The 11,941-nt window shown below is 49.9% G+C and carries 20 protein-coding genes and 1 tRNA gene; all 21 read left to right on the forward strand.

Features of this window, described 5'->3' with window-relative positions:
* The first annotated feature begins 374 nt into the window (after positions 1 to 374).
* The 21 genes from Q2J39_RS03670 to Q2J39_RS03770 all read left to right on the forward strand — a co-directional run bounded on the left by Q2J39_RS03670 (position 375) and on the right by Q2J39_RS03770 (position 11,940).
* Positions 375 to 438: transfer RNA gene (locus Q2J39_RS03670), tRNA-OTHER, on the forward strand.
* Positions 439 to 532: 94 nt separating this feature from the next.
* On the forward strand, positions 533 to 955 hold the full coding sequence (locus Q2J39_RS03675; protein ID WP_289068921.1) for a terminase small subunit: 423 nt from the start codon (positions 533 to 535) through the stop codon (positions 953 to 955).
* Positions 939 to 1,637: a PBSX family phage terminase large subunit gene (locus Q2J39_RS03680; protein ID WP_289068920.1), complete on the forward strand. Its 699-nt coding sequence runs from the start codon at positions 939 to 941 to the stop codon at positions 1,635 to 1,637. The genes Q2J39_RS03675 and Q2J39_RS03680 overlap by 17 nt, the downstream gene beginning before the upstream one ends.
* 132 nt (positions 1,638 to 1,769) lie before the next feature.
* The gene (locus tag Q2J39_RS03685; protein ID WP_276905112.1) at positions 1,770 to 2,327 is read left to right on the forward strand and encodes an NUMOD4 motif-containing HNH endonuclease; all 558 of its coding nucleotides are present in this window, start codon (positions 1,770 to 1,772) and stop codon (positions 2,325 to 2,327) included.
* A gap of 280 nt (positions 2,328 to 2,607) precedes the next feature.
* A complete protein-coding gene (locus Q2J39_RS03690; RefSeq protein ID WP_289068919.1) occupies positions 2,608 to 3,093 on the forward strand; it encodes a terminase large subunit in 486 nt (161 codons plus the stop codon).
* A 19-nt stretch (positions 3,094 to 3,112) separates the two neighbouring features.
* Positions 3,113 to 4,438 carry a phage portal protein gene (locus Q2J39_RS03695; protein WP_289068918.1) on the forward strand — a complete coding sequence of 442 codons (1,326 nt, stop codon included), beginning with the start codon at positions 3,113 to 3,115 and terminating at the stop codon, positions 4,436 to 4,438.
* Positions 4,435 to 5,955: a minor capsid protein gene (locus tag Q2J39_RS03700; protein ID WP_276905118.1), complete on the forward strand. Its 1,521-nt coding sequence runs from the start codon at positions 4,435 to 4,437 to the stop codon at positions 5,953 to 5,955. Before Q2J39_RS03695 ends, Q2J39_RS03700 begins: the two co-directional genes overlap by 4 nt.
* Positions 5,921 to 6,163: a hypothetical protein gene (locus Q2J39_RS03705; protein WP_276905119.1), complete on the forward strand. Its 243-nt coding sequence runs from the start codon at positions 5,921 to 5,923 to the stop codon at positions 6,161 to 6,163. The genes Q2J39_RS03700 and Q2J39_RS03705 overlap by 35 nt, the downstream gene beginning before the upstream one ends.
* An 81-nt stretch (positions 6,164 to 6,244) precedes the next feature.
* Positions 6,245 to 6,577, forward strand: coding sequence for a YjcQ family protein (locus tag Q2J39_RS03710; RefSeq protein ID WP_276905120.1), 333 nt, complete (start codon positions 6,245 to 6,247; stop codon positions 6,575 to 6,577).
* A 52-nt stretch (positions 6,578 to 6,629) separates the two neighbouring features.
* Positions 6,630 to 6,902 (forward strand): hypothetical protein, encoded by a 273-nt coding sequence (locus Q2J39_RS03715; protein ID WP_276905121.1) that lies wholly within the window; start codon positions 6,630 to 6,632, stop codon positions 6,900 to 6,902.
* Positions 6,892 to 7,248 (forward strand): hypothetical protein, encoded by a 357-nt coding sequence (locus Q2J39_RS03720; RefSeq protein ID WP_289068917.1) that lies wholly within the window; start codon positions 6,892 to 6,894, stop codon positions 7,246 to 7,248. Before Q2J39_RS03715 ends, Q2J39_RS03720 begins: the two co-directional genes overlap by 11 nt.
* Positions 7,245 to 7,541, forward strand: coding sequence for a ribosomal-processing cysteine protease Prp (locus Q2J39_RS03725; RefSeq protein WP_276905124.1), 297 nt, complete (start codon positions 7,245 to 7,247; stop codon positions 7,539 to 7,541). The genes Q2J39_RS03720 and Q2J39_RS03725 overlap by 4 nt, the downstream gene beginning before the upstream one ends.
* A 123-nt stretch (positions 7,542 to 7,664) precedes the next feature.
* Positions 7,665 to 8,297 carry a DUF4355 domain-containing protein gene (locus Q2J39_RS03730; RefSeq protein WP_276905126.1) on the forward strand — a complete coding sequence of 211 codons (633 nt, stop codon included), beginning with the start codon at positions 7,665 to 7,667 and terminating at the stop codon, positions 8,295 to 8,297.
* Between the two features lie 8 nt (positions 8,298 to 8,305).
* The gene (locus Q2J39_RS03735; protein ID WP_276905128.1) at positions 8,306 to 9,220 is read left to right on the forward strand and encodes a hypothetical protein; all 915 of its coding nucleotides are present in this window, start codon (positions 8,306 to 8,308) and stop codon (positions 9,218 to 9,220) included.
* An 8-nt stretch (positions 9,221 to 9,228) separates the two neighbouring features.
* The gene (locus Q2J39_RS03740; RefSeq protein WP_276888475.1) at positions 9,229 to 9,552 is read left to right on the forward strand and encodes a phage head-tail connector protein; all 324 of its coding nucleotides are present in this window, start codon (positions 9,229 to 9,231) and stop codon (positions 9,550 to 9,552) included.
* Entirely contained in the window at positions 9,549 to 9,848 is a 300-nt protein-coding gene (locus tag Q2J39_RS03745) for a hypothetical protein (protein WP_276905130.1), read from the forward strand. Before Q2J39_RS03740 ends, Q2J39_RS03745 begins: the two co-directional genes overlap by 4 nt.
* A 35-nt stretch (positions 9,849 to 9,883) precedes the next feature.
* A complete protein-coding gene (locus Q2J39_RS03750; protein ID WP_289068916.1) occupies positions 9,884 to 10,201 on the forward strand; it encodes an HK97-gp10 family putative phage morphogenesis protein in 318 nt (105 codons plus the stop codon).
* A 1-nt stretch (position 10,202) separates the two neighbouring features.
* Positions 10,203 to 10,604 (forward strand): hypothetical protein, encoded by a 402-nt coding sequence (locus tag Q2J39_RS03755; protein WP_289068915.1) that lies wholly within the window; start codon positions 10,203 to 10,205, stop codon positions 10,602 to 10,604.
* Positions 10,601 to 11,146, forward strand: a complete 546-nt coding sequence (locus tag Q2J39_RS03760) for a phage major tail protein, TP901-1 family (RefSeq protein WP_289068914.1) — start codon at positions 10,601 to 10,603, stop codon at positions 11,144 to 11,146. The genes Q2J39_RS03755 and Q2J39_RS03760 overlap by 4 nt, the downstream gene beginning before the upstream one ends.
* Positions 11,147 to 11,209: 63 nt before the next feature.
* The gene (locus Q2J39_RS03765) at positions 11,210 to 11,587 is read left to right on the forward strand and encodes a tail assembly chaperone (protein ID WP_276907003.1); all 378 of its coding nucleotides are present in this window, start codon (positions 11,210 to 11,212) and stop codon (positions 11,585 to 11,587) included.
* Between the two features lie 56 nt (positions 11,588 to 11,643).
* A complete protein-coding gene (locus Q2J39_RS03770; RefSeq protein ID WP_276907001.1) occupies positions 11,644 to 11,940 on the forward strand; it encodes a hypothetical protein in 297 nt (98 codons plus the stop codon).
* The last annotated feature ends 1 nt before the right edge of the window (position 11,941 follow it).

Here is an 11,941-nt window from a genome sequence, read left to right on the forward strand (position 1 = left end):
AAAAGCCAGCCTGCTGTGCCCGGAAGACCAGTCCATGCTGCATGACCTGTATCACACATCAAAGTCTCTAGATCGCATCGCAGAGGAGTACGGCTACGCCAGGGGAAAGATCCACAGCCATTTGTACCGGGAACTGGATAAAATCCTCTGAAAGTGGTGACTAGTCACCCTGGTCAAGGGTGTAAAATGATAGTGTCCAGAAAATGGACCAAGGCAATGACACCAAGGACGTGCATGGTACCGTGTGCGTCCTTTTTGCTTTGCCGCAAAGGATCTACCCCTGAAATCTGGAGACCATGGTGATGAACACCTTTAGCTTTTTCCATGTCGCATTTGCGTCGCCTATGGTCTCCGGTTTTGAGGGGTGGACACATGGGCCCTTAACCATCTGGCGGGGCGGTCGCATGACCGTTGCAGGTTCGAGTCCTGTAGGGCCCTATCTTCATAAATTTCCTTTCTCAAAACTGGCAGCCGTTCTACCCATTTCAACGGCTGTCGGTTTTTTGCAAAGGAACCCGGAAAGGAGGCCGACATGACAGACAAACAGAAGATGTTCGCAGACGAATACCTTGCCAACGGCTTCCAGGCCGGCAAGGCATATCTGGCTGTTTACAGAAACACCAAAAGCGAAAATGCGGCTTACGCAAACTCTTGCAGGTTGATGAATAACCCCGATGTCAAAGAGTACATCCGGCAGCGAATGAAAGAGATCCAGACAGAAAAGACTGCCGATGCACAGGAAGTCATGGAGTACCTGACAGCAGTCATGAGAGGTGAACAGCAGGACGAACTGCTGACCATGGACGGAATCGCAAAAGAGGTCAGGGTGAGCTCCAGGGACCGCAACAAGGCCGCTGAACTGCTGGGAAAGGCTCACGGACTGTTTGAGAAGAACGTCAATCTGACCGGTGATCTGGGCATCAAGATAGAGGTCGACTATGGCGAAGACAGTTAAAGTTGGTTTCAATGCTTCGTTCAAGGACTTCAATGCCTGCCGTAAACGGTACAGACTGGCCAAAGGCAGTGCCGGGTCAGGGAAGAGCGTAAACATCGCCCAGGACTTCATTCTCAAGCTTTCGGATCCGAAATATAAAGGCGCAAACCTGCTGTGTGTCCGAAAAGTAGATTCTTCCAACAAGGACAGCACCTATGCAGAGTTGCGGAGTGCCATTTACAAGATATTCGGTCAGCAGGCAGAGCTTTACTGGCAGATTCGTCAGAACCCCATGGAGCTGATCTGCAAAATCACAGGCAACATGGTCATTTTCCGGGGCATGAAGGATGACGGACAGCGCGAAAAAGTGAAATCCATCACCTTTGCCAACGGAAAACTGACGTGGATATGGATAGAGGAAGCCACGGAGCTGTATGAGGCCGATGTGGACATCCTGGATGACCGTCTTCGAGGCGATCTGTCGTTTAATCCAAATCTGTATTACCAGATGACGTTCAGTTTTAACCCGGTTTCGGCCACGCACTGGATAAAATCTAAGTATTTCGACATCCAGCACCCGGATGTGTTCACACATCAGAGCAACTATCTCCAAAACCGCTTCATCGACGAGGCTTACCATCGCCGGATGCTGATGCGAAAAGAGCGGGATCCGGAAGGATACAGAGTGTATGGCTCAACCTAAAAAACTGAGGTCATGTAAAACCTGCTTAATTCGGTGAAAACCCTAACGAGAAAGACGAGGGCAACCCCGAGCTAAAACAATGTATTTAAAACACCCCATATTTTATATGGTAAAATGATATGGGGTGATAAGATGGATGAAATTTGGAAGCCGGTTACAGGGTACGAAGGATTGTACGAAGTGTCTAATACTGGAAAGGTCAAGTCATTAAAAAGAACAGTTAAGACCTACAACGATTGGGATAGAACGTTTAATGAAAGGCTTCTGACATTGCATTCTTCAAAATTAACCAAGAGACATCCAAAACCCATGTATCATGTCGAATTATGGAAAAACAACAAGAGAAAAGTTGTGTCGATACACAGGTTAGTCGCTGAAACGTTTATTCCTAACCCAGACGGAAAACCACAAGTAAACCACAAGGATGGGAACAGAGCGAACAACAGCGTCGAGAACCTGGAATGGGTAACCTGCAGTGAAAACTCAAAGCACGCATATAGAACAGGGCTGGCAAAACCAAAAAGGTGTAAGCCTATCCAAGGAACAAACAAAATAACCGGTTCTGTTGTTGAGTTCTCAAGCATAGAAGAAGCTGCGAGAACCTTAAAGGGCAATCCAGATGCAATCAGATCAGCCTTAAAAGGACGGTCAACTTCGTCGTGCGGGTATTATTGGAAATATATTGTTTGAGTGTAACGACTATCGAAAACATACGAGAGCACGGTTGGATACCGTGCTTTTTGTAGAAGTGAGTAGAGTAGGATTCAAGCGAATTCGAAACAGCAGGGGCTCTGAAAAGGGTCAAGATATAGTCTGAACTGCATGGAAACATGCAGAGAATTAGCGGGAGCGGCTAATTCGCAACAGAATTGTAGGCGAATGGGGCGAAACAGCCGGGCTGATTCTCCAGAACTGGAAATCAGACGACATCAGCCGAAATTTCGAGGATTATTCCGACATCTGCATCGGGATGGACTTTGGATACAATCACGCCCAGGCGATCCTGACATTGGGATACCGGGACGGTGACATTTTCATCCTGAATGAAATTTACGGTTACGAAAAAGACAATGAAGAGTGGATAGACATTGCCAACAAACAGGGACTGCCAAAGAATCGCCGGATTTGGGCTGATTCCGCGGAGCCTGACCGCATCAAGATGTGGCGGCGGGCGGGATACAAGTGCCAGCCTGTCAGCAAGGAGCCAAATTCAGTCAAATCACAGATTGACTGGCTCAAGGGACGGAGAATCTTTGTCCATCCATCATGTAAAAACACGATCAAGGAACTGAGTCAGTGGAAGTGGAAGAAGGACGAGAAGTCCAACACCTATCTGGATGACCCGGTTCCTTTTTTTGACGATGCCATCGCTGCCCTGAGATACGGAGTCGAGGAGTGGCGCAAAGACAGGAAGGTCCGGTTGAACCGGGTGGAAGAGAGGTCATATGATTTTTAGAATCTCAAGAGACACACAGATGACGCCGGACATTCTGGCGGAGTATATCGCGAAAGCAAAGGCTCAGGTCGCCATGCGATACAAGCCCCTGGGAGATGCTTACAAGGGCGTTTACCCGATCCTGAACCAGAAAGCAAAGCCGCAATACAAGCCGGACAACCGGCTGGTCGTGAACTTCGCAAAGTACATTGTCGATACATTCAACGGATTTTTCATCGGCAATCCGGTGAAAACCACATGCGACGAAACAGCAATCGCTGAAATCGTGGAGCAGGTGCAGAACATGAATGACCAGGACGACAACAACGCCGAACTGGCGAAGCTGACATCCATCTACGGCAAGGCTTACGAGATGTACTTCGTGACCCGGAACAAGACACTGGGCATCACCTACCTGCCACCGACAGAAGCGTTCATGATCTACGACGAAGGCGTTGTGGAAGACCCGCTATATTTCGTGCACTGGTACAAAAATGCTGACGATGAGGAAGTTGGATCCTACTCTGATGCCACTCACATTTATTACTTCAAGCGCAACGAGGGCAGCTATCAAATCACAGATTCTGTCCCCCACAACTTTGATGGAGTGCCAGCTGCAGAGTTCATCGAAAACGACGAGCGGCAGGGCATCTACGAATCAGCCATGACGCTGATAAACGGATTCAACAAAGCGTTATCAGAAAAAGCCAACGATGTTGACTACTTCGCAGACGCTTACTTGAAGATCCTCGGAGCAAAGATGGATGAAGCCGACAAGCTGGAGCTGCGGAATCAGCGCATCATCAACCTCGAAAACATCGGCGGCGAACAGCTGGTGGTGGAGTTCATGGGCAAACCGAATGCCGACGAAACCCAGGAGCATCTGCTGACGACGATGGAGCGGCTGATTTACCAGATCTGCATGGTACCGAACATCAATGATGAGAAATTCGGCACTTCCAGTGGCATTGCGATGCAGTACAAGCTGCTGAACACCCTGAACCTGTTCAAGGCGAAACAGAGGAAGTTCGAATCCGGCATGAACCGGCGGTGGCAGCTGCTGTTTTCTCACCCTCTCATCAACGGCAAGGTAAAAGCTGACGACTGGGGAAAACTCAGGTACAGATTCACACCGAACCTGCCTGCAAACGCCCTGGAAGAGGCTCAGACGGCCGCACAGCTGTCAGGCATCGTATCCAGACAGACACAGCTGGAAACCCTGTCCATCGTGGACAACGTCCAGGCTGAACTGGAGCGCATCGAGGAAGAAGAAAAGGCCCAGCCGGAACCGCTGGACGATTTCAATGCTCACGAGCATGAAGACGATGAGGAAGATCCGGAAGATGACGATGAGAGGCAGTCATGACTGCGGTTTCGGAAGGTTACGAATACTGGCGGAAACGGGAAGAAAGAAACCTCAAACGTCTGAAAAAAGAAGAAAAGGACTGGGACAGTCAGATTGACCAAATCTATGAGCGAATGTTAATGGAACTGGATGAAGAGATTTCACTGTTTTACAGTCGCTTCGCAAACAACGCCGAAATGACCATGGCAGAAGCCAGAAAGTACCTGAGCAAGACTGACATCGAGTGGTACGCCACAAGGGCGAAGTTTTACTGCGAACTGGCAGCGAAGGATTTTGCGGAAGGCACAGACAAGCGGGCTTCCATCTACTTCTCGAATGAAGCCAACGAGGAAATGCTCAGATACAACGCAACAATGCGCATCAGCAGGCTGGAAATGCTCAAGTCGCAGATGAAACTGCGCATTTTGAAGGCTCAATCCAAGGAAGAAGAGACCATCGACATGGCACTGTGGCAGCGAACCTATGAGACTTTCGAACACCAGGCAGGGATCCTCGGGAACACCGTTCTGGATGATGTGCAGCCTATGGTGGAGACCATCGCAAGGGCGTCATTCCACGGACAGGAGTTTTCCAAGCGGATCTGGGGAAAACAGCAGACGCTCCTGCAGCGGCAGCTGAATAAAGCGCTGTCCGAGTGCCTTATCCTTGGCAAAGGGGCAGCGCCGTTCACACGGAAGCTCCAGAAAATTGGGAACACCACTAAAGCGCAGGCTTCTCGTCTCATGAGGACAGAATTGGCCAGAGTGCAAACACAAGCCGAACAGGACGCATACGAAAAATGCGGCTTCAACGACTTCATGTACCTGACCAATCCAAGCTGCTGTCCAGAGTGCAGAAAGCACGACGGACGCACTTATCCTATGCGGAAAATGGAGCCTGGGAAGACCGCTCCGCCACTTCATCCCAACTGTCGGTGCTTCACTGCTCCTGCGGTTGACCGGGAACAGATGGAGAAGGATCTTGGAATCGACAAGATATCCGATGAGGATGTTTCACACTTTGATGAATGGATGGCTGATTATGAGAAGTCAGGCATTGCCTGGGATGAGTGGAAGAAATCTAAATCGCGATTGAATGTGACAGGGGCGAGAATAATTGACCCGAATTCAAAGGAAGCAACAAAATGGGCAGAAAACTATTATGAAGAGATCAGGCATAAGACAACAGATTATAAAAAAATAGCTAAAAGAATCAACGTTCCCGAAGAAGATGTTTTGGCTGTTAAGGATTATTTATTCAACGACAAATCGTGGTTAAATCCTTTCACAAATAAATATGAAAGATTCTCAGCTGATGCAGCTATCGCTCAAAGCTGGCAAAGGTTGGCAGAGGGTAAAAACATTGAACCTCACGATCTAACCTTGATTAATCACGAATTATTAGAAATTGATATCAAAAAAAAGAATCCGCAATTATCGCATAGAGAAGCCCATGACTTAGCTGAAAAAGAGTATAATTATTCCAAGGATTCAGGAGATTATTATGATAAGCGTAAAGAACGTAAAAAAAACAAATAACCGTTTAAGCGCAGACTATTACTACCGAGATCCTAGCGACATTGGACATGTCACGGTAGATGTAAACACAGGAGAAATCCTTCAAAGACAGCCAAACGAAGAGGATAATAGCCGCACTTACAGTTATTTTGGAAAAGTGATTCAATTTTTGGAAATGATGATTAAAGCCGATAATTATCCGGAAAGTGCCGATTTTATATGGTATTAAAACCGCGAAAGTCTAGCTTGTGAAAAGCCCTAATTCAGGGCTTTTCTTTTTACCCAAAAACGAAAGTGAGGAACGATTTCTATGCCACAAGACGACTACGGAAAAGTGCTGTTTATGATTCTTTACGGATTATATGACGATTTGAAAAATGGAAAACCCGCCAATTTGGATGATATTTCGCCTGCAACATTGGGCGTTAATGAATCGTATTGGCTGTCTATCGTTGAAGAGGCGCTGGAAGATGGATTTGTTAAGGGACCAACCATCCGGCAAACCAAGTTCGGAAGAATCGTTGGGGGCCTCGAAGGGATGACCATTACCCGTAAAGGCGTTGATTTTCTGAAAGAAAACTCGCAGATGAAGAAAGTGCATGAAATGCTGAAGGAAGCAAGAGACTGGATTCCTATTTTTTAATGGGCAACGTAAGAGCCACGAGGCTCTTTTATCTTTTGAAGAAAGGAAACATATGAAGGAAGACAAAGACACAAAATTCGGTTTCAGCTGGTTTTATTTTCTGGGCACCGTTCTGGTTATCCTGAAAGCATTGAACCTGACAGCCATACCGTGGCTATGGGTGCTGTCTCCGTTCTGGATCCCCTGGGCGCTTGTCCTTGTGTTGGGATTCCTGGCGCTTATTTTCGCGGGATTACTTACCTCTTTTGAGTGGATTGGCGATCTGAGGAGAAAGCACAAGCTGAAGAAGGCTGTCAGAAAGGCGATCAAGGAAGATGGAGAGTAAGACGATCGCCCTGGTTAAGGTTCTGGGGACTGAATACGAAATTCTCAGTGCAGATCCGGAGCACAAGGACCTGCATGGCTCAGGGCATGATGGGGTTTGTGATTACCTGACCCATCGGATCCTGATTTCCAATCTATCCGACTGGGATGAGACCGAAGACAGGAAGGCTGAATACACAAAACAAACACTGAGGCATGAGATCATTCATGCCTTTTTGTTTGAGTCTGGCCTTGGTTACAACAGTGAAAAATCTGAGCACTGGGCCATGAATGAGGAAATGACGGATTTCTTTGCGCTGCAGTTTCCGAAAATCATCAATACCATGAAGAAAGCTGGTGCCCTGTGATTAAAATCACCACAAAAGGCCTCACAGCCTGTCAGATCACTGGGCATGCCGGATACGCACCAAAGGGCACGGACATTGTCTGCGCCGCTGTCTCGGCTCTCTATGGCGGTCTTGTGACATCTCTGAACGCGCACTCTGACTGTCTTGCGGATGTGGACGAAACCGAAGAAGGATACATTCTGACAATAAGTTACCCTGACTCCGCATCCAATCTGCTCATGAAAGCATTTATCACATCAGTCTCTGCCGTTGCAGACGACTACCCCAAACACATCAAGGTCATCACATCCTGACGGATGACAACATCGCCCAGAACGGAAGGCGTTAAAAGCTGGAGGGTTCCTGCGGAGCCCTTTTTAATTCCGCAGAAACAGTGGTCCAGACAGGAAGACCCCGAAAACTCTAGGAGGAAAAACATGACCGAATTTATCAAATCTCTGTACCCGCGCTACGACCTCCAGCTTTTTGCCGAGGGCGCAGCAGAAACGACTCCCGCAGCTCCCCAGGGAAACGAGCCGCCTGGACAGAATCAGGATCCTCTTGCGTCCCTGACAGATGCGCAGCAGTCAGCAATCAACCAGCTGATTGCCGGCCGCATCAAGAGGGAGCAGGAAAAGGCTGCTGATAAAGCCCGGAAAGAAGCGGAAGCCGCTGAAGCTGAGCGGCTGAAAAACATGTCTGAGGCTGAACGCAATGCCCAGCGGATGAAGGACCTGGAAGAAAAGGTCCACCGGTTCGAGCTGGAAAAACAGGAAAACGCAATGATGAAGGCTGCCCGCGATGAACTGCAGACACGCGGTTACTCCTTCGCAGACACTGTGATTTCCCGCCTGATCGGAGCAGACGCCGAAGAAACGAAGGCGTCCATCGACGAATTCACGAAGGCTTTTGATGCTGCCGTGGATGAAGCCGTGAAGAAGCGGGTGCATGTCACTGAGCCCAAGGCCGGAGCCACTTCCACCCTGACCAGAGAACAGATCATGGCAGAGAAGGACCGTGCAAAGCGCCTGAAACTCATCAGCGACAACATGGAACTCTTTAAAAACTAGGAGGAAAAATGACCAAAAAAATCGACCTGCAGCTGTTTGCTGCAGAAACCAACCTGACCGCCGCAGCTGACCTGGAACCGGCAGTCTCCATTGACCTGACCAGCCGGATGTCTGAAAACATCAGCACCCTGCTGCGTGTCATCTCCGTCAACGAAATGATCCCCATGGCGGTGGGAACCACCATCAAAATGTACGAAACGAAGGTCAAGACCAAGCCGACGACTGCAGCAGCAGAAGGCGAAGTCATCGGTCTGACAAAAATCGAGCGCAAGCTGAAAAACACCTTCGAGATTGCCCTGAGTAAGTATCGCAAAGCGACTTCCGCAGAAGCGATCCAGAAAATCGGCCGAACTACTGCTGTTGACCAGACTGACCAGGTACTCATCAAGTCCATCCAGAAGGACATCAAGGACAGCTTTTTCACGCTGCTGGGCACCGGAACCGGCACTGCAACGGCTGTCGCTCACGGCCTGCAGGCAGCCATGGCAGCCGCATGGGGAGCTGTGCAGACGAAGTTTGATGATGTGGATGCTACCCCGATCTACTTCATCAGTACCGGCGATGCTGCTAAGTATCTGGCAACCGCTCAGGTGACCATGCAGACTGCTTTCGGCATGTCCTACATCGAAAACTTCCTGGGCATGGGCGACACCTTCATCACTCCGGCCCTGACCGCTGGCACTGTGGTTGCCACCGCAAAGGAAAACCTGTTCTGCGCCTACATCCCGACATCCAACGGCGAAGTTGCCAACACCTTTGGCCTGACTTCTGACCAGACCGGACTGGTTGGCATGACTCACAGCCTGGCTACTGACCGTGCAACCGTGGACACTCTGGTGATGTCCGGCGTCAAGTTCTTCCCGGAAGACCTGTCCGCCGTCATCAAAGTTGCCGTGACCGCAGAAGCGGCTAAAACAGAATAGGCAACACCGTGCTGGAAGAGATCAAGGCGCTGCTGGGATTTACCGATACTGACAGGGATCCGCAGCTGATGACCATCATGCGGCTGGTGCAGCAGCGTCTGTGCTCTCTTTTGGGCACGGATGAAGTTCCGGCCGCTTTGGCCTATATCGTCACCGAGGTGACTGTCCTGCGTTTTAACCGCATTGGATCCGAAGGCATGTCATCCCACAACGTGGAAGGGGAGAGTATCACCTACCAGGCAACGGATGATTTTGCTGCCTTTGCCAACGACATCGAGGCATGGAAAGAAGCCCATGCCGGAGACGTTTCCAGAAAGGTCCGGTTCATATGAGATACGACCAGAAAGTCTATTTCGTTAAGCGCATCCCCGGCGATTATGACCAAAAAACGGGCAATTATACCGATAAGGAACACACATTTCCTGTGTGGGCCACTGTCATGGACACCGGGACAGACATGCTGAATCTGCTCTATGACAAAATTCCCCAGGGGAGCAAGACTCTGCATGTCATGGGACATTGGAAGCAGCCGGATCTGATCCGCATCGACGGGAAGACTTACAAAATCGACCTCATGCGGACGCTTAGGACCAAGCAGACGTTTATCGTTTCTGAGGTCCCGGGATGAGACTCAAGGTTAAGATGAAGATTCCGAAGAACTTCATGACCCCCGTCAACAAGGGGAAAATCGCCAGAATCGTGCAGCTTAACACTGCAGAACTGACCCGAAAAGCAAAAGCCAATGCACCTTATCCATGTCCCAGCCATCCTTATTCGACCGGTCAATTGCAAGGATCCATTCTTCCTGAAATCGCCAACGGCGGAATGACCGGCAAGGTGGCAGCAACGGCGGAGTACGCGGAGTATGTGGAAATGGGCACCCGCTTCATGGCGGCTCAGCCCTACATGAAACCGGCATTCGACCAGCAGAAAGAGGTGTTTCTGGACGATATGAAAAAACTCATCATGAAGGAGCTGTGACATGCTGGCATCCCAGGAACTGTACACAGCGATGCTTCTCAAACTCCGGTCCCTGTGGCCGGATTCTGTGTTTGATGGAGACCTGCCGCCGGAAGGTACCCCCTATCCTTTCGTGCATCTGGGAGACACTCAGGACATCGCAGAATTTATGGTCAAAGGAGCGGCCTTTGGCCGAATCTCCATCACCGTGAATATCTGGATGAACAACCCCAGAAGGCGTGGAGACCTGAGCCTCATGGCCTTGAAGACCAAAGCGCTGGCAAGGTCCATCAACGAAACAGACAACTTTGGCTGGTGCCTGAGCGGATGCGAGGAATCAGTCATTCCCGACAACACAACACAGGACCCCTTGATGCATGGGGTCCTTATCTTTGAATACAAATACTGGAGGAAAAAACAATGACCAAGAAAATCATCGACCTGCAGATGTTTGCCGATGGGGATCCCGTTCAGGGGTCCAAAATCATCTTTGCTCTGCGGCTGCTGTCCAAGCAGACCGAAGAAAATGCAAAGGTGCTGGCATGGCAGACAGAAGGCAGCCGCAGCATTTCCAAGGATGCAGACACCGTGAAGACCAAGAGCGGCACTGTCCGTGTCCCGGGTGCAGCGGAAGTGGAATACTCCCTGACTTCTCTGATTCCCAAGGGTGACGCCACCATTCAGGAATACCAGGACGCCATGATGAACGACGAAAAGTTCGAGATCTGGAAAATCAACATGGACGAAGCCGGAAGCGGAGAAAACTCCGGAAAATTCAAGGCGGAGTACGCCCAGGGCTTTATCACGAATATCGAGGAATCTTCCAACTCCGAGGACTTTGCGGAGCTGTCCATCGACTTTGGCGGCGAACAGAAACCGCAGCACGGCTTTGCCACCCTGACTGCCGAACAGCAGGAAATGGCGCAGTACGTTTTCGAAGACGTGCTGAAAAAGTCCGCAGCCTAGACACGACCCAACAACAGGAGCCGCACCACGGCTCCTTTATTTTTGTAGAAAGACGAGGAAAACATGGAAATCACCATCAACAACAAAACTTATCCGCTCAAGGCTTCCTTTGCATTCCTGAAAAAAATCGAGTCTATGGACCGCCGGGCTGCCGGAGATTCCGAAATCGACATGGGTCTGGCAAACGCCATCGTCATGGCCCGGGACACAGGAGACCTGCGCTATCTGGTGGACCTGATCTGGGCGCTGAATGCCGGGCAGAAGCCCGCTCTGGAACGGACGGCGGTTGAATCCTACATCGAGGACGACTGCGAAGACCCCGAGGCACTGCTGAATGAGGTCATCAGTTTTTTGTCGAAAGCGAATGTCTGCAGGCTGCGTCTGAAAAAGATGGGGATCATCACGGAGCAGACAACGGAAACTCCCAGCCTTTCCGCATAGACGAACTGATCGAAGATGCCGCTGTTACCTGTTTTCGCTTTTTCGGACACAACACCATGGAGCAGGTCCTGAATCTGGACATGAAGGAATACCGGCTGCTTTGTGAGGCTGAAAGGCTCAAGAACATCGACCGGGAATACTGGATCCATGCGCAGGCCTTTGCCAACAACAAGGCGACGCTCCGGGACAGGAAAGGCCGGCTCATCTATCACCGGATGAACGACCTGTTCGACTACGAAAAGGAACTGAAGCGGGAAACATCCAAAACCAGAAAGACCCGGAAGAAGGAAGAGAATCCCTACATCCGGGCCATGAAGAAGTATCTGCAGGAGAAGCAGAAGAAGGGAGAATGAC

The organism is uncultured Allobaculum sp., assembly GCF_948576815.1.
Lineage (GTDB): Bacteria > Bacillota_I > Bacilli_A > Erysipelotrichales > Erysipelotrichaceae > Allobaculum > Allobaculum fili.

Excerpts from the sequence above, each read along its gene's own strand:
- Q2J39_RS03675 (WP_289068921.1), top strand. The coding sequence starts at position 533 with ATGACAGACAAACAGAAGATGTTCGCAGACGAATACCTTGCCAACGGC.
- Q2J39_RS03680 (WP_289068920.1), top strand. The coding sequence starts at position 939 with ATGGCGAAGACAGTTAAAGTTGGTTTCAATGCTTCGTTCAAGGACTTC.
- Q2J39_RS03685 (WP_276905112.1), top strand. The coding sequence starts at position 1,770 with ATGGATGAAATTTGGAAGCCGGTTACAGGGTACGAAGGATTGTACGAA.
- Q2J39_RS03690 (WP_289068919.1), top strand. The coding sequence starts at position 2,608 with ATGGACTTTGGATACAATCACGCCCAGGCGATCCTGACATTGGGATAC.
- Q2J39_RS03695 (WP_289068918.1), top strand. The coding sequence starts at position 3,113 with ATGACGCCGGACATTCTGGCGGAGTATATCGCGAAAGCAAAGGCTCAG.
- Q2J39_RS03700 (WP_276905118.1), top strand. The coding sequence starts at position 4,435 with ATGACTGCGGTTTCGGAAGGTTACGAATACTGGCGGAAACGGGAAGAA.
- Q2J39_RS03705 (WP_276905119.1), top strand. The coding sequence starts at position 5,921 with ATGATAAGCGTAAAGAACGTAAAAAAAACAAATAACCGTTTAAGCGCA.
- Q2J39_RS03710 (WP_276905120.1), top strand. The coding sequence starts at position 6,245 with ATGCCACAAGACGACTACGGAAAAGTGCTGTTTATGATTCTTTACGGA.
- Q2J39_RS03715 (WP_276905121.1), top strand. The coding sequence starts at position 6,630 with ATGAAGGAAGACAAAGACACAAAATTCGGTTTCAGCTGGTTTTATTTT.
- Q2J39_RS03720 (WP_289068917.1), top strand. The coding sequence starts at position 6,892 with ATGGAGAGTAAGACGATCGCCCTGGTTAAGGTTCTGGGGACTGAATAC.
- Q2J39_RS03730 (WP_276905126.1), top strand. The coding sequence starts at position 7,665 with ATGACCGAATTTATCAAATCTCTGTACCCGCGCTACGACCTCCAGCTT.
- Q2J39_RS03735 (WP_276905128.1), top strand. The coding sequence starts at position 8,306 with ATGACCAAAAAAATCGACCTGCAGCTGTTTGCTGCAGAAACCAACCTG.
- Q2J39_RS03745 (WP_276905130.1), top strand. The coding sequence starts at position 9,549 with ATGAGATACGACCAGAAAGTCTATTTCGTTAAGCGCATCCCCGGCGAT.
- Q2J39_RS03750 (WP_289068916.1), top strand. The coding sequence starts at position 9,884 with ATGACCCCCGTCAACAAGGGGAAAATCGCCAGAATCGTGCAGCTTAAC.
- Q2J39_RS03755 (WP_289068915.1), top strand. The coding sequence starts at position 10,203 with ATGCTGGCATCCCAGGAACTGTACACAGCGATGCTTCTCAAACTCCGG.
- Q2J39_RS03760 (WP_289068914.1), top strand. The coding sequence starts at position 10,601 with ATGACCAAGAAAATCATCGACCTGCAGATGTTTGCCGATGGGGATCCC.
- Q2J39_RS03765 (WP_276907003.1), top strand. The coding sequence starts at position 11,210 with ATGGAAATCACCATCAACAACAAAACTTATCCGCTCAAGGCTTCCTTT.
- Q2J39_RS03770 (WP_276907001.1), top strand. The coding sequence starts at position 11,644 with ATGGAGCAGGTCCTGAATCTGGACATGAAGGAATACCGGCTGCTTTGT.